Genomic DNA, 17530 nt, shown 5'->3' with positions numbered 1-17530 from the left:
ACACGACGGCGTGGCTGTTGAACACGGGGTGGAACACGTCCACACTTACGAAAGGAACCGTTATGGCCGACCTGTTCGCCGGCATCGACGCCGGCAAGTCCCACCATCACTGCGTCGTCATCGACACCGACGGCAACAGGCTTCTGTCGCAGAAGATCACCAACGACGAAACCGTCATCACGAACCTCATCGACGAGGTCAACACCCTCACCGATCCCTCGGGTTCGGTGACGTGGGCGACTGACCTCAACCGGGGAGGAGCCGCGCTGTTCATCGCGCTCATGGCCTCGCACAGGCAGACGCTGCTCTATATTCCCGGGCGCACCGTCTACAACGCTGCCCGCACCTACCGCGGCGACGGGAAAACCGACGCTAAAGACGCCGGAATCATCGCCGACAAGGCCCGGATGCGCCGCGACTTGCAACCCATCCGACTTGGCGATGACATCGCGACCGAACTGCGACTGCTCACCGCTCACCGTACCGACCTGGCCTGCGACAAAACGCGGGCGATCAACCGGATGCGTGCCAGCCTCGGTGAGTTTTTCCCCGCCCTGGAAGCCGCGTTCGACTACTCGACTTCGCAGGCTGCCCTGCTCCTGCTCACCGGATACCAGACCCCAGCGGCGATCCGCCGCATGGGCGTCAAACGCCTCACCGCGTGGTTGAAGAAGCGTGGAGCCAGGTCGGCTGCCCGAGTCGCTGACATCGCCGTCGAGGTCGCCGATAAGCAGCACACCACGGTGCCCGGCCAGGACGCGGGTGCGATGATCGTGGCTCGTCTCGCTGCTGAGATCCTGCGACTGGCTGATGACATCACCGGTATCGAGAACCGCATCGAGGACCGGTTCCGTGAGCATGCTGATGCCGAGATCCTGCTGTCGATGCCCGGATTCGGACCCCTCCTGGGCGCAGAATTCACCGCCGCGACCGGGGGCGGAATCGACCAGTTCGACAGCGCGAACCGATTGGCCGGAGTCGCGGGCCTGGCGCCAGCGCCCCGGGACTCGGGGCGCATCAGCGGTAACCACCACCGACCGAAACGCTACGACCGCAGACTGCTGCGGGCCTGCTACCTCGCCGCGCAAGTGGCATCGCGATGGTGCCCGGTATCGAAGGCGTTCTACGACCGACAACGGGCTGAAGGCAAGAACCACAAACAAGCGATCCTCGCCCTGGCACGCCGACGCATCAACGTGCTCTGGGCGATGCTGCGAGACCGCACAATGTTCGGTCAAGGAATCTCCCCGATACCGGGGTGAAGCACTTGACAACTTCATTGAGATTCTCCTTCGTCACGCGTGGGACTTCACTTTGCATTTTTCACGGTACCATTCCGTGTTTATTATGCTAGCGCAACCCACATCGTCGGTACCCGGCCTGAACTGCACGTTCGCAGACACACTCACCGAATCAGGTAATGAGATGTCAGCGAATCGAAGGGCCGCCGAAGACCTGCTGAAGCGGGATCGAATCGTCCTGCCACGGGGTGAGGATCCATGCGACGAGGTAGGCACCGATTCCCAGCACGGGGAGCAGGAACGACGCGAGGACGATGAGGCGCATGAGCCAGACATTGATGCCGGTCACCTCGGCGAGGCCCCCGGCGATACCACCGAGGATGCGGTCGGGCCCGCGTCGGAAACTGACTTTGCGGATGGAGTCGAAGATTGAGTTCATACCTGAGACTCTACGGACCCGTATGTGCTGAGGCACTGGTGCTGACCGTCGAAGCAGAGTGAGGGAAACCGGAGTCCGCGGTCCTCGGTCATCGTGCTCCCTCGAAGGCCGGTTCCTCACGCCGAGCGAAGTCCGGGGCGTGCTCGGGCGTGATGCCGACACCGAGGATTCTCGCCGGCACGCGCGTGAGTGCGGGAAAAGTCGTGAGCAGCCACTCGATCGGTGCAGGTGGGCGGATGGGGCGCCGACCGTGGACGGCGGGTTCGACCATCCGGTGGATGCCCGACTGCAGAATTTCGACGGCACGGGTGGTCGGCAGCCGTCTGAGCTGGAGACGTCGCAGATCCGCCGGGCTGACCGTTCCTGAGCGCAGCGGTTCTGCGAGCACCCGGGCGACGGCGACTCCGTCTTGCACCGCGAGGTTGACCCCGACTCCCCCGAGCGGACTCATCGCGTGCGCCGAATCGCCGATGCACAGCAGCCCCTCGGCGAACCATCGCCTGGCCTCGTTCCGGCGAACGTCGAGAAGCTTCACATCGTCGAGTTCGACGGCGCCGACGTCCCCGGCAAGCTGCGGGTAGGTCTCGGCGACGGCGTCGCGCAGCGCCTCGATGCCCTCGGCGCGGAGTCTGGCGTCGGCACCCTTCGGGATGATGCGGGCGATCTGGACATGACCTCTGCGCGGGATCGCAACGAAGACCTTGCCGTCGCCACCTCGCGGGGCCACGGAGTCGGGCAGATCCGCCTCGGTGTCGATGCGGAACCACCACACGTCGATCGTCGACGACAGCTCACGCACGGACAGCCCCGCCTCGGCGCGGGCCTTCGACCACCGGCCGTCGGCGGCGATGACGAGCGGGGCCCGGAACTCGAACGGCCCTGCCTGGGCGATATCAGATGGTCTCGCGGCGGCTCCCTCTGTCGGGATGGTGCCGGCCTCGGTCGGAGGCACCGCCTCGGCGGCGGTGCTGCGCGCACGCAGACCGACCACACGATCGCCGTCCCAGATCAACGAGGTGGCCTCGACCCCCATCCGCAGGTCGAAGTTCGGTTCGGCTTCCCCGGCCTTCGCGAGCAGGTTGAGGAAGTCCCACTGGGGTGCGATCGTCATGAACGGGTGGGGCAGGTCGAGGCGGGTGAAGTCGGCGAGGAGGACATCGTTGCCGTCTCGTCCGGTGAGTGTCACGCCTTCGACGCGGCGGTGAGCGATGCGGGCGAACTCGCGGTAGAGTCCGAGCTCGTCGAGCAGCCGCAGGGTTGAGGGATGGATGGTGTCGCCGCGGAAGTCGCGGAAGAAGTCGGTGTGCTTCTCGATCACCATGACCTTCACCCCGCCGCGGGCAAGCAGAAGCCCTGCGACGACGCCGGCCGGACCACCTCCGGCGATGATGCAGTCTGCGTGTTCGGTGTCGGCCATGACACCCTCCTCCGCTGGTTGGTTCCAGTGTCCAGAGTAGACCTCGGGGCTGCTGCTGGGTATAGGTCTCGGGCGTCGGTCTGCGGGACCGCTACGCCGAAGCGCACTCCGGCAGCCTGTGCCCTCAGGTAACATCCAGTCATGGCTCCCACTGTCCGACGCCCCGTCCCCGCCGATGCCGCCGCCATGGCGCGCGTCCATGTCGACACGTGGCTCGAGACCTACCGCGGGATCATGCCCGACAAGCTGCTCGACGCCCCCGACTTCATCGATCGACGGCGGCAGATGTGGACCAACATCCTCACCGAGGCGGCCCCATCTGCGTTTATCTGCGCGGCAGCCGAGCACGACGGTGAGATCGTCGGCATCGCCATGTCCGGTCCCCCGCAAAACGATGGCGAACCCGCCGGCGGAGGCACCGAGGCGCTTCGCCCCGAGGATCGGCACCTCTACGTCCTCTATGCCTATCGATCCGTACACGGAACGGGTGTCGGGCAGGACCTCCTCGACGCCGTCCTCGACCCCTCTGCAACAACGGCTCTGTGGGTGGCCGACCCGAACCCCCGGGCCCAAGCGTTCTATGCAAAGAACGGGTTCGTCGCCGATGGAACCGTCAAGACCGACGAGTACGACGGCGTCCGCGAGGTGCGGATGGTGCGGCCGGGACGGGCTTGATTCGCTTCAGGTAACGCGAAACTCGAAAAAGTCGTCTCCAGCGACGTCTTTTTCGAGTTTCGCGTTACCTGAGGCCCTGTCAGGTCCAGACGGTCCGTTCCTGTGCACTCAGCTTCCCACCGGCACCGAGGCGGCCGAGCGTGAGTGCGCCATCAAGCGGCCCGCCGGCGGGCTCGAGGATGGTGACGTTCGGGTGCAGACGTGCTGCTTCGGTGCGGAATCCCTCGACGAGGCGGCCGCCGGCGGCCGCGAGTCCCCCGGTGAGCGCGATGCGGATCGGCGAATCGGCAGTCCGGCCGTGCAGCGAGAATACGGGAGCACTGGATGTGCTGCCCTCGCCAATCGGGAATGATCGGCCACCGGAGTCGGCGGCGCGTGCCACGGCGAGCGCGCTGCGGGCGGCTTCTCTCCCCGCCTCGCGGAGCAGATCGGCAGATGCCGCGTCGCCGGAGCAAGCACAGTCGGCGATGTCGACGGCGAATTCGGCGAGCAGCCCGGCTCGGTCGCTGCGCGTATAGAACTGGCTCGGCCACGTGGCGGGAGAACCGAATCTTCGGGTGGCCGCCTCGAGCAGTGTGCGCCCGTGTTCGTCGATTCCGTCGTGAGTGCGCAGAGCGAGTTCGAGACCATGACGTCCCAGCCACGCTCCTCCCCCGCGATCGCCGAAGAGGTGGCCCCAGCCGTCGGCTCGCGACCAGTCGGCAGACCAGTTACCTGTCTCGTCCGGGCCCGGATGGGAGATGGCAATCGCCCCTGTTCCGAGCACAGTGATCGCACCACCGCTCCCGCCGAGCGCTCCGAGCTGGGCGGTGACTGCGTCAATGGCTGCGACCGCAGGCACACAGCGGTCGGCTGAGATCTCCGCCAGGACATCGGACGGATCCTCGGCAAGAGAGGCGATGCCGGTCGCACCGATGCCGATGCCGCCCACCTCGCAGAAGCGGTCAGTCCACGTCTCCGACGCCGTTCTCACAAGTTCCCGGACGACATGAAGAACGTTGCTGCCGCTCGGCCCGATCTCGATCCGCGGGCCGGTGAGTTGATCGATGACGCGTGGGGCAGAGCCCGCTTCATCGACCTCGCCGAGCGCGGCGCGACTGCCGGTGCCGCCGATGTCGATGCCGAGGATCAGGGTCATGCGCCCACGGTACCCGGGCCGGCGTTGTCCGGTCCGGAGCTGTCACCGGCTTCGGACGATGTGCTCGTCCCGACGAGTTCGGTGATCGCGGCTCTGACCGAACCATCATGGGACTCCAGTGTCGAAGCCGCCCGAGCGGGGGCCGCCTCGGTGAAGGAGACGACGATGGCGGTCTTGAGATCGCCGTCGCAGCGTTCCAGCAGCGACCTCGCTTCCGCTTCGTCGAGGTCAGCGGCCTCCCGAAGGATGCGGACGGTGCGTTCGCGCAGCTTCTCGTTCGTCGCGACGACCGAGACCATGAGGTTGTCCCACGTCCGCCCCAACGCGACCATGAGCGCGGTCGAGAACCCGTTGAGGGTGAGCTTCTGCGCGGTACCGGCCTTGAGCCGCGTCGATCCCGTGATCACCTCGGGCCCGGTGTCCAGCACGATGTGGTCCTCGGCTTTGTCGGCCAGGGAGGCATACGGGTTGTTCGAGATGAGCACCGTGTGCGCGCCCGCGGTCCGAGCCGCGTCGAGTGCCCCGCCCACGTAGGGCGTCGACCCGCTGGCGGCAATGCCGATCGCCACGTCATCGGGTCCGAGTTCGGTCCCGACTGCGCGTCCGTCGGCCTCGGAGTCCTCGGCGTTCTCCACCGCGTTGACCAGGGCCGCCCGGCCGCCGGCAATGTGCCCGATGACCCGGCCGGGTTCGAGGTTGAACGTCGGCAGGAGCTCGCTCGCGTCGAGGACACCGAGCCGACCCGACGTACCGGCGCCGAAGTAGTGGACACGACCGCCTCGGCACAGGCGCTCTGCCGCAATGTCGACGAGCTCGGCCAACTGGGGCAGGGCCGCGGCGACCGCGTCGATGACCGCGCGGTCTTCGGAATTGAGCACCTGCAGCACCCCGAGGGTGTCGAGGTCGTCGAGTCCGGAGCTCGCGGGATTGCGCTGCTCGGTCGGCGAGAGCCGACGCTGGGAGGAGGTCATGGACGGTTGCTTCCTTCCGCCTCGGCGATGGTGGACTCTTCGACGACCCGCGTCTTGTGACGCAGGCCGAGCAGGCCGCCGACGACGAAGGTGACGAGGACGCCGAGCAGCGGATACCACTGCCACGCCACCCACACCTCACCGGTGACGTACTTCTCCATGACGAAGAAGAACGCGTTGACGGCCACGGCCAGAGCGAATGCGATGTTCGCGTCCACGGCCCGGGCCCGCTTGTTGACGATGCCGAAGACGAACGCGCCGAGCAGACCGCCGTACGTGATGCCGGCGATGCCGAGGGCGAGGATGACGATGTTGCCCTCATCGGATTGGAACACGGTGGCCGGAAGGATAAAGGCCACACCCCAACCGATCGTCGCCCAGCGCCCGACCGTGAAGCCCTGCTCATCGGTCATCGGGGTGCGCTTGAGCTTCGCATAGACGTCGTTGACGGTCGAGGACGACAGTGCCGAGAGCGAGGAGGACAGCGTCGACATCGCGGCGGCGAGGATGCCGGCCAGCAGCAGCCCCGAGACTCCCGTGGGCAGGCCTTCGATGATGAATCGGGGGAAGATCTCGTCGTCGCGGGTCAGACCGAGATCGGCGGGCAGCGCGTGGTTGTAGTAGGCCCAGAGAGCGAGTCCGACGGCAAGGAAGACGGCGAACTGGACGACGACCACGACACCGGACCAGATGAGGGCCTTCTGCGCCTCGAGCTTCGACCGGCAGGAGAGCAGACGCTGGACGATGAGCTGGTCCGAGCCGTGGGAGGCCATCGCGAAGACAGCACCGCCGAGGAAGGAGGGGATGAACGACGTGTCCGCGGAGAGCGGGTTGCCTTCGAAGACGAAGACGTTGAGCTTGCCCGCGTCGATCGCGTCGGTGAGCCAGCTGCCGCCCACCGCCGCAGAGATGACGACGATCGTGAGCAGACCGCCGATGACGTAGAGGAACATCTGTGCGACATCGACCCAGACCACGGCCTTGATGCCGCCGATGAAGGTGTAGGCGATCGTGACCACGGACAGGACGACGATGATGACGAAGTAGTTCGTGTGGATGCCGAGCCCGTCGAGGATGACCTTGACGGGGATGGCGCAGGCGAGCACCCGGATGCCGTCGGCGAGGAGACGGGTGAAGAGGAAGGTCACACCCGCCGTCGTCTGGGTCGAGGTGCCGAAGCGCTTGCCGAGGTAGGCGTAGGCGGTGACCATCTCACCGTCGTAGTAGCGCGGAAGCATGAAGAAGGCGACGATGACGCGGCCGAGGATGTAGCCGAAGCCCAGCTGCAGATAGTTGAGGTCGCCGAGGTAGCTCATGACCGGAATGCCGATGACCGTCAGGGCACTGGTCTCGGTGGCGACGACGGACATGCACACCGCCCACCACGGCAGGTCGCGGCCGCCGAGGAAGTAGCCTTTGAGGTTGCTCTGCTTTCCGCTCAACGCCAGTCCCAGCCACGCCGTTGCGACGAGATAGGCGATGATCACCAGGAGGTCGATGATCTGCATTGGTCTCTCCTTGATAGAGGGGGTGGATCGGGTGGGTCGTGTTGTGGTCGGGGTGGAATGCGCTGCTGGATGGGACGCCTGATCAGTCGGTCAGTCTCAGTCGGTCAGTCTCAGCCGGATCGGTCGTCGGTGGAGCGGCTCGGGCAGGCGCAGCGGCCCGGACCCGGGGGTGAATCGCCCGGCGATGCGCGGGCCGGTCGCCCCGGTCAGGCTCGGTTCGGTGCCGTCGAGGCCGTGCCAGCTCAGCCACCCGATGAGTGCCATGAGCAGAGCCTCCTTGCTGCCTTCGGGCAGCCCGAAGGCGACGTCGGTGCTCGTGAGTTCGACCCCTGCACCCAGTTCCTCGCCGAGGAGGCGCATGAGCTCCGGGTTCCTCGTCCCACCCCCGGAGGCGATGACGGTGGTGACGTCGTGACGTCGGCACGCCTCGGCGATGGTGCGCGCGCTCAGCGCAGTGACCGTGGCGATCTGATCACGCTCGCCGAGGTGAGGGTGGGCGTCGAGGAAGGAGTCGAGGTAGACGGCGTGGAAGAGTTCCTTGCCCGTCGATTTCGGGGCCGGGAGCCCGTAGTAGGGCTCGGTGAGGAAGTCGCTCAGCAGCGCCTCATCGACGGTGCCCGAAGCGGCGAGCGCGCCGTCCCGGTCGCAGTTCTGCGTGCCGTCGGTGATGTGGCGGGCGAGGACGTCGATGAGCGCGTTGGCCGGTCCCGTGTCGAAGGCGATGGGGTCCTGACCGGGGGCAGCGACGGTGATGTTCGCGATCCCTCCGAGGTTGAGCACCGCGGTGGCAGCAGCGGCATCGGCCAGCAGCAGGGAGTCGAGCATCCCGACGAGCGGAGCGCCCTGACCGCCGGCGGCGACATCGCGGGAACGCACGTCGGAGAGCACGGGAACGCCGAGCCTCTCAGCGATGAAGGCCGGCTGCCCGAGTTGGAGGGTCGAGGTGACGTGCCCGTCGCTGATGTCGTGCCGGACCGTCTGCCCGTGGGAGACGACGAGGTCGGGGCGCAGGTCGTGCTCGGCGCAGAGTTCGGACAGAGCCTCGGCGGAGAAGCGTCCGAGCCGAGCGTCGACGCTGCTGACCAGGGACAGGGGAATGTCGGCCGGCTGCAGGAGGCGGAGGATGTCGGCGCCGAGCTCCTCGTCGAACGGGGTTTCGCGTTCAGCGAGGATGCGCACGTCCAGAGTGCTCGGGTCCGCGCCGACGAGGTCGGAGCCGACGGTGGGGTCGGGCAGGAACTCGGCGATGACGAGGTCGAGGCCGTCGGCGGAGGTTCCGGTCATGAGTCCGGCGATGATCATGGCTGGTCGTCTCCCGTGTGGTCGGGGTTCGCGTGGTCGGATTTGTTGTCTGTCGGTCCCGAACCGACGGGTGTGTAGTCGGGGTTCACATGGTCGGTTTCGGTGTCGGTTGGTCCCGAAACGACGGATGTGCGGTCGGGGACGGTGAGTTCGGTGCGGACTTTGTAGCGATCACCGCGGTAGACGGACCTGACGAACTCGAAGGGCACATCGCCCGAGCCGCGGGAGGTGCGTTCGAACAGCAGCGCGGCGGAGAGTTCGTCCACGCCGAGATGCTTGGCCTCGGCAGCGTCGAGAAGAGTCGGTTCGATCGTCTGCACGCTGTGGTTGAGGCTGATGCCGAAGCGCTCGCGAAGCAATACGTAGAACGAACTGTTCTCCAGGTCCTCGGCGCACAGCCCCGGCACCAGGGAGGACGGGACATGGAGCTCTTCGAGGGCGATCGGCTCCTCGTCGGCCAGCCGCAGGCGCACGATCGCCACGACCTCCTCGCCGGCATCGAGGTGGAGCCTGCGGGCGATGTGCGCTCCGGCCGCAGCGGTGTCGAAGCTGAGCACACGGGAGCCCGGTCGCATCCCGCGGGCGAGCATGTCCTCGGTGAAGGAACTCGCGGCCAGCGGTTGGTCGAGCTTCGGGCCGAGGGCGAAGACCCCGGTGCCGTGCCGACGCCTCACGACGCCTTTGGCCACAAGTTCGTCGATCGCCCGGCGCAGGGTCATCCGTGAGATGCCCAGCGTCTCGGCGAGCTGGCGTTCGGGCGGGAACTGTTCGCCAGCGACCATCTCTTCGAGGCGGTCGAGGAGCTGATCCCGGATGGAGTGGAACTTCGTCACCCCACCATTGAGTCACAGGTCACACACTGAATTCAAGACCACTGGTCTATTTTGTGCCGCAGAGCCGACGGAGCCGCGCAGCACGCGACGCGGTGAACCCAGCCGAAGCGGAACTGGGTGAGGCCGGGCCGGGCGGCGCGCGGCGCGGCTGGGCGTTCCGCCTGTCACCACTCACGTAAATTCCGTGCACGCACCTCTCAAGTAACGCGAAGCTCGAAAAAGTTCTCACTGGCGACGACTTTTTCGAGCTTCGCGCTACCTGACGCACTTTCCGCCTGAGGGATGCCTTGGGCGGCGGATTCTGAGTGCCCGACGGTGGCTCCCTGACGGCGGTCAGACGAAGAGGAGCGAGAGCAGGAAGGCGAAGATCAGCCCGAAGACGCTGACGAGGGTCTGGACCATCATGTGAGTCTTCGTCGCTTGGCCGATCGTCATGCCGAAGCTCTCCTTGACGAACCAGAATCCCGCATGGTTGACCCAGTTCAGGCCGATCGAGCCCGAACCGATCGCGATGACGACCAGAGACACGTATGCCCCGGAGTGATCACCGATGAGAGGTGCGACGATGCCGGTCGCCGAGGTGATTCCCACAGTCGCCGATCCTGTGGCGAACGACAGCAGGATGCCGATGAACCAGCCGAGCAGGATGAGGTTCATCTCCAGGTGAGAGGTCGCACCGACGACGGCGTCGCCGATTCCCGAATCCTTGAGCACCTCATTGAAGGCACCACCTCCGCCGATGATGAGAATGACTCCGGCGATTGATTTGAGACTGCCGCCGAAGGAGCTGCGGATCCGCTCTCCGCCCATGCCCGAGGTCCACCCGAGCGCAATCGCGGCGAAGATGACTCCTGCCAGCATGGCGATGACCGGGTTGCCGATGACCTCGGCGACGGGTTCGAAGGACGATTCCGGCGCCACGAGCTGCACCACGGTGTGCACGAGCATGAGGACGACGGGGACGAGGACGGTGACGAAAGCGAGCCAGATGGGGATCGTTCGCAGCTCCCGTGAGTCCACCTCGGCGCGGGCTCCGGTGTATTGGTCGATGAGGTCGGCGGTCGGTTCGAGCTTGACGCGCGGGGCGATCCAGCGGGCGTACACCGGGCCGGCGAGGATGACGGTGGGAATCGCACAGACGAGGCCGAGTCCGATCGTCGTTCCGACGTTTGCGCCCAGTCCGGACACGGCGATGAGCGGTCCCGGGTGGGGCGGGACCATGCCGTGGAGGCAGGCGAGAGCGGCGATAGCGGGGACGAGGATCCGCAGGTACCACAGCTTCTTCTGGCCGGTCTTCTTCTCCAGCTGGGACGCGACCGCATAGATGACCGGAATGAGAACGACGAGGCCGACCTCGAAGAACATCGGGATACCGATGATGAAGGCGACCCCCGTCATGATCCACGGGGCGACCCTCGGTGAGGAGTGCTCGATGACGAGGTTTGCGATCCGCTGGATGGCGCCGCTGTCGGCCAGGAGCCGACCGAGCATCGCGCCGAGGGCGACAACGACACCGGTCTCGCCGAGGGTGTCCCCGGCTCCGGCGACGATCGTTTCCGGGATCTTGCCGACCTCCTCTCCGGCCGCAAGCGCCGTCACCGCAGAGGTGATGAGGAGGGCGAGGAACGGATGCAGCTTCGTCTTCCAGTTGATGAGGAGGATGAGAAGCGCGATCGACGCGAAGAGAAGCGTCACGAGGTATGCGGTTGAGCCAATCACTGGCGCAACGTTACGCCCCGGCCTACGGGAGTCAGACACAAGGGGTTCACGCGGGACCGTGAAGTCCCTAGCATGAAGCCATGACTGCATATACCGGACAGAACCTGACTGCCGCCCTCAACAACAATGGTCTGGCCGACTGGCAGGCTCGGAATGACACGATCAGCACTCGACTGCTCACCGGTGATTTTGCGACCGGCCTCGACCTCATCAATAAGATCGGCGCAGCCGCCGAGGATGCCGGCCACCATCCCGACATCACCCTGACGTTCCCCCACGTCGACATCCAGCTGACCAGCCACGACACGAATGCCGTAACCGAACGCGACCTCGACCTCGCGGGCACGATCAGCGAGCTGGCCGCCTCGGCGGGGGTGAAGGCGGACCCGAACGCGGACTGACGGGCGCAACCGCCACCGCACCGGGCACCGACAAGCTGGGGCCACGAACGGTACGGCCGAGTACGAACCGTGCCTTCGGGTGCGGTCCGTACTAATCTGGGGATACAGCCATCCGCGCGAAACCCAGGAGTACGTGTGCACCTAGCCGCCGAGAACCGCTACGACTCGATGACCTACCGCCCAGTCGGCCGGTCCGGGCTCCTCCTGCCCGCACTCTCACTGGGGCTGTGGCACAACTTCGGTGACGACGTCGCCTTCCAGAATCAGCGCGATATCGTCCGCCGGGCCTTCGACCTCGGAATCACGCACTTCGACCTCGCGAACAACTACGGACCTCCTCCGGGCTCGGCCGAAACCAACTTCGGACGACTGCTGCGCGAAGACCTCCTCCCTTACCGCGACGAACTCATCATCTCGACGAAGGCCGGATGGGGCATGCACCCCGGCCCCTACGGCGGTCCGGGCGGCAGCCGCAAATACCTGCTGGCCAGCCTCGATGCTTCGCTGCGCAGGCTCGGGCTCGACTACGTCGACATCTTCTACTCCCACCGCCCGGACGCCTCGACACCGCTCGAGGAGACGATCGGCGCCCTCGACACGGCAGTCCGTTCCGGGCGTGCGCTCTACGCCGGCATCTCCTCGTACTCCGCCGCCGACACTGCCCGGGCCGCTCAGATCGCCAGGGATCTGGGAACACCGCTGCTCATCCACCAACCCTCCTACTCGATGGTCAATCGGTGGATCGAAGACGACGGACTGCTCGAGACCACGGAGGGCGAGGGCCTCGGTGTCATCGCGTTCTCGCCTCTCGCACAGGGCCTGCTCACGGACAAGTACCTCGGCGGTGTCCCCGAGGATTCACGGGCGGGAAAGAGCACCCCGTCGTTCAGGGACGGCTTCCTCAACGCCGACAACCTCGCACGCATCCGGGCTCTCAACGACATCGCGACCGCCCGCGGTCAGTCCCTGGCCCAGATGGCCCTGGCCTGGGCACTGCGAGATGACCGCGTGTCCTCCCTGGTCATCGGGGCCAGCCGGGTCGAACAGCTCGAGCACAATGTCGCGGCCCTCGACGCAGCGCCCCTGAGCGCCGAGGAGCTCAAGACAATCGACGAATACGCCGTCGACTCCGGCGTCGACATCTGGGGCGATGCCCGCCGCAGCACCGCGCAGTGACGTGCCGGCGCTCACCCGGACCGGCTCATCCGCCTGTGATACCGTAAGCGCCGACCTCCCAGACGACCGGCAGGAGCCCCGATGAGCGACGAACGCATCCCCCGTGAGGATGCCGAGCCCATCCCTCACGGTGGCGAAGAGCCAGAGGAATCGGAGAGCGCACAGGAGTCATCAGACTCTCCCACGGAGAACCCCTGGGCCGCGATCAAACCCTGGAAGGGCAAAGCCCAGGGCCTGGACAAGCTGTTGCTGTTCATCATCATCGGCGTCCCGCTCATCTATCTCGGGCTCATGCCGTTTCGCCCCTGGATGCTCGTCCACGCCCCGGTCGCCCAAGAGTTCATCAACGGAGCGAAGACCTCGATCGTCGCCGCGGCCGCCTATGCCCGCGTCGGCGAGATCCCGCTGTGGCTGGTCATCGGCGCCGGATTCATCGGCATGGCGAAACTCGATTGGGCGTTCTGGCTGGCCGGCCGCCGCTGGGGTGACGGGGTCCTGCGGCTCTTCGCGCAGAACGAACGCCAGCTCAAACGCATCAACCAGCTGAAGAAGATCCCGAACTGGGCGCTCTTCCTCATGACCGTCATCTCCCGCTGCCCGGGCATTCCCGGCACACTCGTCTACCTCGCCGCCGGATGGACGCGGATGCGTCTGTCCCTCTTCCTCGTCGCCGACCTCCTCGGCTGCGTGGTCTTCACCCTCATCTGGACCGCGCTGGGCTACCAGCTCGGCGAGACCGCCGTCGACGTCCTCAAGGTCATCGACAAGTACGCGCTGTGGCTGACCCTGGCGCTCATCGTCGGCATCTTCGTCTTCAGCTTCGCCAAGGAATACCGCAAACAGAAGAAGACGCAGGCTGCCGACGACAGCTCCGGGGGCTGACCGTTCGGAGCCGGTTCAGGCCCCGAACGACAGGAAGGTCTCGCGCATGCGCTGCGGATCCGCCTGCTGCCCGCTGAAGAGTTCGAAAGCGTCGATGGCCTGATTGACCGCCATCCCCGAGCCGTCGAGCGTACGGCACCCCTTGGCCCTGGCCTCGGCGAGCAGCTGCGTCTCGAGGGGGAAGTACACGACATCGGCCACCCACGTATCCGCGCCGAACACCGAGGTGTCGACGGGCGTGCCCGGGTAGGCTTTCATCCCCACCGGGGTGGCGTTGACGATCCCCCTCGCCGAGGCGGCCGCCCCCGCCAGCTCATCGAGCCCGATCGCTCGCGCCCGGTTCGGAGAATCCGCGGCCTCCCCGATGTCCGCGGCCAGGCCCGCGGCCCGGTCGACATCGGTATCGGCGATGATGAGCTGACCCACCCCGATTTCGGCGAGGGCGAACCCGACCGCACGGCCGGCTCCGCCCGCACCGATCTGCACGACCGCCTCGGTGTCGGCGCCGTCCAAACCGGCACGGAATCCGGCGGCGAAACCCGTGACATCGGTGTTGTACCCGGTCGTGCTGCCCTGCTCATCGATGACGACGGTGTTGACCGAACCGATGCGCGCCGCGACCGGATCGACGGAATCGAGGAGACCGATGACCTGCTGCTTGAACGGGTGGGTGATGTTGAGCCCGTTGAACCCGAGTCGGATCGCCGCAGTGAGCAGTTCGTTAAGCGTGGCGCTCGTAAGGCGACGTTCGGCGACGTCGATGGTGCGGTAGATCGTGGGGATGGAGTGGGCGGCGCCTTCGTTCTCATGCATCCGTGGGGTGCGGGAGGCGGAGATGCCTTCGCCGATGAGGCCGAGGAGGAGGGATGCGGTCATAGTCTCGCTTTCGTGTTCAGAGTGAGGTCGATGAGGATCTCCACCGCGTGGACGTAGCCTTTCGCGCCGGCTCCGGCGATGACGGCTGAGGCCACGGGTGAGAGAAAGGAATGGTGGCGCACGGCTTCCCGCGCATGCGGGTTGCTCAGGTGCACCTCGATGATCGGATGATCGTAGGACTTCAGCGCATCGTGCAGAGCCAGGGAGGTGTGCGTGTACGCTCCGGCGTTGATAATCGCCCCGACCGTGGAGTGCCGGGCCTCATGAACGGCGTCGATGAGCCCGCCCTCATGGTTGCTCTGGATGCAGCGAGTAGTCAGTCCCGCCTCGGCCGCGGCATCGGTGCACATCTCCTCGATGTCGGCCAGGGTGGTGCGGCCGTAGATCTCAGGTTCGCGTTCGCCGAGGAGGTTGAGGTTGGGTCCGTTGAGGACGAGGATCTCGGGCATGCTCACCTCGGGAATCGGGCCGCGATGGCCGCGGCGGTCTCGGTCAGTTGGGGGACGAAGTCGATGAGCTCGTCGAGGGTGCGCCGGAAGACCGGAGCCGCGAGCGCCAGAGAGGCCAGCAGTGTCCCGTCGAGGTCGAAGACGGGCACGGCCAGGGCGTTCATGCCGATGTCATTCTCCTCGGATTGGCCTGCCCAGCCGTCGGTGCGGATCCGCTCGAGTCGAGACCGCATCTTCGCCGGGTCGGTGATCGAGTTCGGGGTGCGGGCGACGAGGTCGAGAGCCTCGATCGTGGCGTCGGCGTTCGGGTCATGGGCGAGCAGGGCCTGGCCGAGCGAAGAGGTGTGCAGCGGAGATTCATCGCCGGGGTCCGTGGTCGTGCGGAACTGCGGGCCGTCGACGGTGAGCACTGTCAGTGCGGCGTTTCCGCGGCGGATGGCGAGGATGCTCGATTCGCCGGTGGTTTCCGTCAGCTCCCGCAGCAGTTCCTTCGTCGCTCCGGACAGCCCGCGTCGATGCGCGACCTTCTGGGCCAGCCGGAAGACCTCCATGCCGAGGGTGTAGATCTTCGTGCGTGCGTCGAAGTGCGCGTACCCCGATTCGACGAGCCCGCCGAGGAGGCGATAGGCCGTCGAGAACGGGTAGCCGGTGACGTCGGCGGCCTGGGCGGCGCTGATTCCCTCGGGAGATTCGCCGAGCAGGTCGAGCATCTCGAAGGTCTTCGTCACCGCGTTCGAGCCCTTGGGCGGCATGCTTCGCCTCCTTGCGTTGCTGGATCGGATCGATGGTGCCGGGTCGGGTGTCCGTGATGCAGAATTCCCGTGGCGCACGTTGACAGACTATGTCATCTCAATCACACTGTAAACCACCATGTAACAATTGTTGCCACACTATGGCAATTAAACGTCGATTCGATGAGCCGATGACGCACCCAGTGAATGAGAAATGCGAGGAGGCATGAACAACGCGATCGAGGAAGCTCGCCCGCCGAAGACGCCGCTTCGTGCGGCCCTGTCGAGCTGGACGGGTTCCGCACTCGAGTACTACGACTTCGCGGTCTACGGGACCGCAGCCGCACTGGTGCTCAACACCCTGTTCTTCCCCGAGACCACCGCTCCGGGAATCTCCATCCTCCTGGCCATGGGCACCGTCGGCGTCGCCTACGTGGTCAGGCCCTTGGGCGCCCTTGATTCGTCCTTGGTTTGATGGAGGGTATGCGGTTACCCAAGAAAGGACTACCCTCAACACATCATGCCTACCTCGAAATATCTAGCAGAAGTACGTGAACGAGCTACCCGGCTGGCTCTCGAGGCCCGCCGAGACCCCGAGACTCGAAACGGTGCCATCGCCCGCATCGCCGAACAGACCAATGTGAACAAGGAAGCCCTGCGCAACTGGGTCAAGAAGGCCGAAGCCGCCAACCTGCCCGTCGAGACCGAGGACGTCCAGGCACGGATCCGGCGGCTGGAGAAAGAGAACCGGGAGCTGCGGAAGTCCAACGACATCCTCCGATCAGCGACCGCGTTTTTCGGCAAGGCGGAGTTCGACCGCCTACAGAAGTGATCGTCGCCTTCATCGACGAGAACAAGCACCGGTGGGGAATCGAACCGATCTGCCAGGTCGTGCGACAAGACCTAGGCATCAGCATCGCCCCATCGACGTACTACGCCTTCAAGAACCGTCCGGTCAGTGCTCGAGCCCAGCGCGACGCGGCGCTCAAAGAAAGGATCATGGCTATCCATACTCACCGCCGCAACAAGGTCTACGGCGTCCGCAAGATCCACGCCGAGCTGACAAGGACCTATGGCCCTGTGGCTCGCTGCACAGTCGAGAGACTGTGCCAGCAGCTGGGAATTCGCGGTGTTGTTCGGGGGACGTTCCCACGGACGACGAAACCCGGTCCCGAGACGAAACGACCGGCTGACCTCGTCAAACGTGACTTCACCGCCACGGGGCCGAATCGTCTCTGGGTCGCGGATCTGACGTACGTTCCCACCGAGGCCGGCTTCGTCTACGTCGCGTTCGTCCTCGACGTCTTCTCCCGGATGATCATCGGCTGGCAGACCTCGACGCGAATGTATACAGATCTCGCCCTCGATGCTTTAAACATGGGCATATGGGGCCGTAAACGTGCAGGTCACGACGTTGCAGGGCTGACCCACCACTCGGACAGAGGAGTGCAGTATCGGGCTCTGCGCTACACCGAGGCATTGGCTGAGGCTGAGGCAGTAGCGTCGGTGGGATCGGTCGGCGATAGCTACGACAATGCCATGGCCGAAGCGCTGAACTCGTTATACAAGTACGAGCTCATCTTCACCGACGGCCCCTGGTCCGGTCGTGACGATGTCGAAGCCGCGACGGCTGAGTGGGTGCATTGGTTCAACACCGAACGGCTACATTCAATGCTTGGGTATCAGACTCCCGCCGAAATCGAAGCAACCCACTACACGAGCCTACAGGAATTAGCAGCCTAAGAAACTGAACGAACGCTCAGCCTCTAGAA

Annotated in this window: 17 protein-coding genes, 1 pseudogene and 1 other annotated feature; of the genes and pseudogenes, 7 read left to right on the top strand and 11 right to left on the bottom strand. The window is 65.7% G+C overall.

Annotated features, from left to right (window positions below; all coding sequences use genetic code 11):
• Positions 1 to 62 precede the first annotated feature (62 nt).
• Entirely contained in the window at positions 63 to 1262 is a 1200-nt protein-coding gene (locus ACSE4D_RS11050; RefSeq protein ID WP_135539998.1) for an IS110 family transposase, read from the top strand.
• 166 nt (positions 1263 to 1428) lie between these two features.
• On the opposite strand, the gene ACSE4D_RS11045 is transcribed toward ACSE4D_RS11050, so the two are convergent.
• Both ACSE4D_RS11045 and ACSE4D_RS11040 read right to left on the bottom strand, forming a co-directional pair.
• Positions 1429 to 1680, bottom strand: coding sequence for a PspC domain-containing protein (locus ACSE4D_RS11045; protein ID WP_135539996.1), 252 nt, complete (start codon positions 1678 to 1680; stop codon positions 1429 to 1431).
• 88 nt (positions 1681 to 1768) lie between these two features.
• Entirely contained in the window at positions 1769 to 3097 is a 1329-nt protein-coding gene (locus tag ACSE4D_RS11040) for an FAD-dependent oxidoreductase (RefSeq protein WP_135539995.1), read from the bottom strand.
• A 141-nt stretch (positions 3098 to 3238) separates the two neighbouring features.
• On the opposite strand from ACSE4D_RS11040, the gene ACSE4D_RS11035 reads away from it, so the two are divergent.
• On the top strand, positions 3239 to 3772 hold the full coding sequence (locus ACSE4D_RS11035) for a GNAT family N-acetyltransferase (protein ID WP_205683345.1): 534 nt from the start codon (positions 3239 to 3241) through the stop codon (positions 3770 to 3772).
• 79 nt (positions 3773 to 3851) lie between these two features.
• Here the strand turns inward: ACSE4D_RS11035 and ACSE4D_RS11030 are convergent, their stop codons facing one another.
• From ACSE4D_RS11030 to ACSE4D_RS11005, 6 genes are all read right to left on the bottom strand, one after another.
• A complete protein-coding gene (locus ACSE4D_RS11030) occupies positions 3852 to 4910 on the bottom strand; it encodes a BadF/BadG/BcrA/BcrD ATPase family protein (RefSeq protein ID WP_135539993.1) in 1059 nt (352 codons plus the stop codon).
• The gene (gene murQ, locus ACSE4D_RS11025) at positions 4907 to 5881 is read right to left on the bottom strand and encodes an N-acetylmuramic acid 6-phosphate etherase (RefSeq protein ID WP_135539991.1); all 975 of its coding nucleotides are present in this window, start codon (positions 5879 to 5881) and stop codon (positions 4907 to 4909) included. Before murQ ends, ACSE4D_RS11030 begins: the two co-directional genes overlap by 4 nt.
• The gene (locus ACSE4D_RS11020; protein WP_135539989.1) at positions 5878 to 7389 is read right to left on the bottom strand and encodes a sodium:solute symporter; all 1512 of its coding nucleotides are present in this window, start codon (positions 7387 to 7389) and stop codon (positions 5878 to 5880) included. The genes murQ and ACSE4D_RS11020 overlap by 4 nt, the downstream gene beginning before the upstream one ends.
• A gap of 96 nt (positions 7390 to 7485) precedes the next feature.
• Positions 7486 to 8691 carry an anhydro-N-acetylmuramic acid kinase gene (locus ACSE4D_RS11015; RefSeq protein ID WP_135539987.1) on the bottom strand — a complete coding sequence of 402 codons (1206 nt, stop codon included), beginning with the start codon at positions 8689 to 8691 and terminating at the stop codon, positions 7486 to 7488.
• Positions 8688 to 9524 (bottom strand): GntR family transcriptional regulator, encoded by an 837-nt coding sequence (locus tag ACSE4D_RS11010; protein ID WP_135539986.1) that lies wholly within the window; start codon positions 9522 to 9524, stop codon positions 8688 to 8690. Before ACSE4D_RS11010 ends, ACSE4D_RS11015 begins: the two co-directional genes overlap by 4 nt.
• A 333-nt stretch (positions 9525 to 9857) precedes the next feature.
• A complete protein-coding gene (locus ACSE4D_RS11005; protein ID WP_240689811.1) occupies positions 9858 to 11243 on the bottom strand; it encodes a GntP family permease in 1386 nt (461 codons plus the stop codon).
• A gap of 80 nt (positions 11244 to 11323) precedes the next feature.
• Here ACSE4D_RS11005 and ACSE4D_RS11000 point away from each other — a divergent pair, with 80 nt between their 5' ends.
• The 3 genes from ACSE4D_RS11000 (at position 11324) to ACSE4D_RS10990 (ending at position 13702) form a co-directional block, all read left to right on the top strand.
• On the top strand, positions 11324 to 11644 hold the full coding sequence (locus tag ACSE4D_RS11000; RefSeq protein ID WP_135539982.1) for a 4a-hydroxytetrahydrobiopterin dehydratase: 321 nt from the start codon (positions 11324 to 11326) through the stop codon (positions 11642 to 11644).
• 135 nt (positions 11645 to 11779) lie between these two features.
• Complete coding sequence (mgrA, locus tag ACSE4D_RS10995) at positions 11780 to 12820, top strand: L-glyceraldehyde 3-phosphate reductase (protein ID WP_135539980.1); 1041 nt, start codon at positions 11780 to 11782, stop codon at positions 12818 to 12820.
• Positions 12821 to 12901: 81 nt separating this feature from the next.
• The gene (locus tag ACSE4D_RS10990) at positions 12902 to 13702 is read left to right on the top strand and encodes a DedA family protein (RefSeq protein ID WP_135539978.1); all 801 of its coding nucleotides are present in this window, start codon (positions 12902 to 12904) and stop codon (positions 13700 to 13702) included.
• Positions 13703 to 13717: 15 nt separating this feature from the next.
• On the opposite strand, the gene ACSE4D_RS10985 is transcribed toward ACSE4D_RS10990, so the two are convergent.
• Genes ACSE4D_RS10985 through ACSE4D_RS10975 form a run of 3 tightly spaced genes read right to left on the bottom strand, consistent with a single transcriptional unit; the run spans position 13718 to position 15779 of the window.
• Entirely contained in the window at positions 13718 to 14578 is an 861-nt protein-coding gene (locus ACSE4D_RS10985) for a shikimate dehydrogenase (RefSeq protein ID WP_425120498.1), read from the bottom strand.
• Entirely contained in the window at positions 14575 to 15027 is a 453-nt protein-coding gene (aroQ, locus tag ACSE4D_RS10980; protein ID WP_135539975.1) for a type II 3-dehydroquinate dehydratase, read from the bottom strand. Before aroQ ends, ACSE4D_RS10985 begins: the two co-directional genes overlap by 4 nt.
• Positions 15028 to 15029: 2 nt before the next feature.
• Positions 15030 to 15779, bottom strand: coding sequence for an IclR family transcriptional regulator (locus ACSE4D_RS10975; RefSeq protein WP_135539973.1), 750 nt, complete (start codon positions 15777 to 15779; stop codon positions 15030 to 15032).
• Between the two features lie 205 nt (positions 15780 to 15984).
• Here ACSE4D_RS10975 and ACSE4D_RS10970 point away from each other — a divergent pair.
• Positions 15985 to 16215, top strand: a pseudogene (locus tag ACSE4D_RS10970) (MFS transporter); the annotation flags it as partial.
• A gap of 63 nt (positions 16216 to 16278) precedes the next feature.
• Positions 16279 to 17501 (top strand): IS3 family transposase gene (locus ACSE4D_RS10965; protein ID WP_436325945.1). Its coding sequence is split into 2 segments (ribosomal slippage): positions 16279 to 16558 and positions 16558 to 17501, totalling 1224 coding nucleotides; the frame shifts between segments, so codons are not numbered across the junction.
• Positions 16548 to 16680 (top strand) — a sequence feature (AL1L pseudoknot). Its footprint overlaps the gene before it by 133 nt.
• Positions 17502 to 17530 lie beyond the last annotated feature (29 nt).

It is taken from the genome of Brevibacterium sp. FAM 27836 (assembly GCF_051351055.1).
Lineage (GTDB): Bacteria > Actinomycetota > Actinomycetes > Actinomycetales > Brevibacteriaceae > Brevibacterium.
This window is presented reverse-complemented; position numbering and strand designations above follow the sequence as displayed.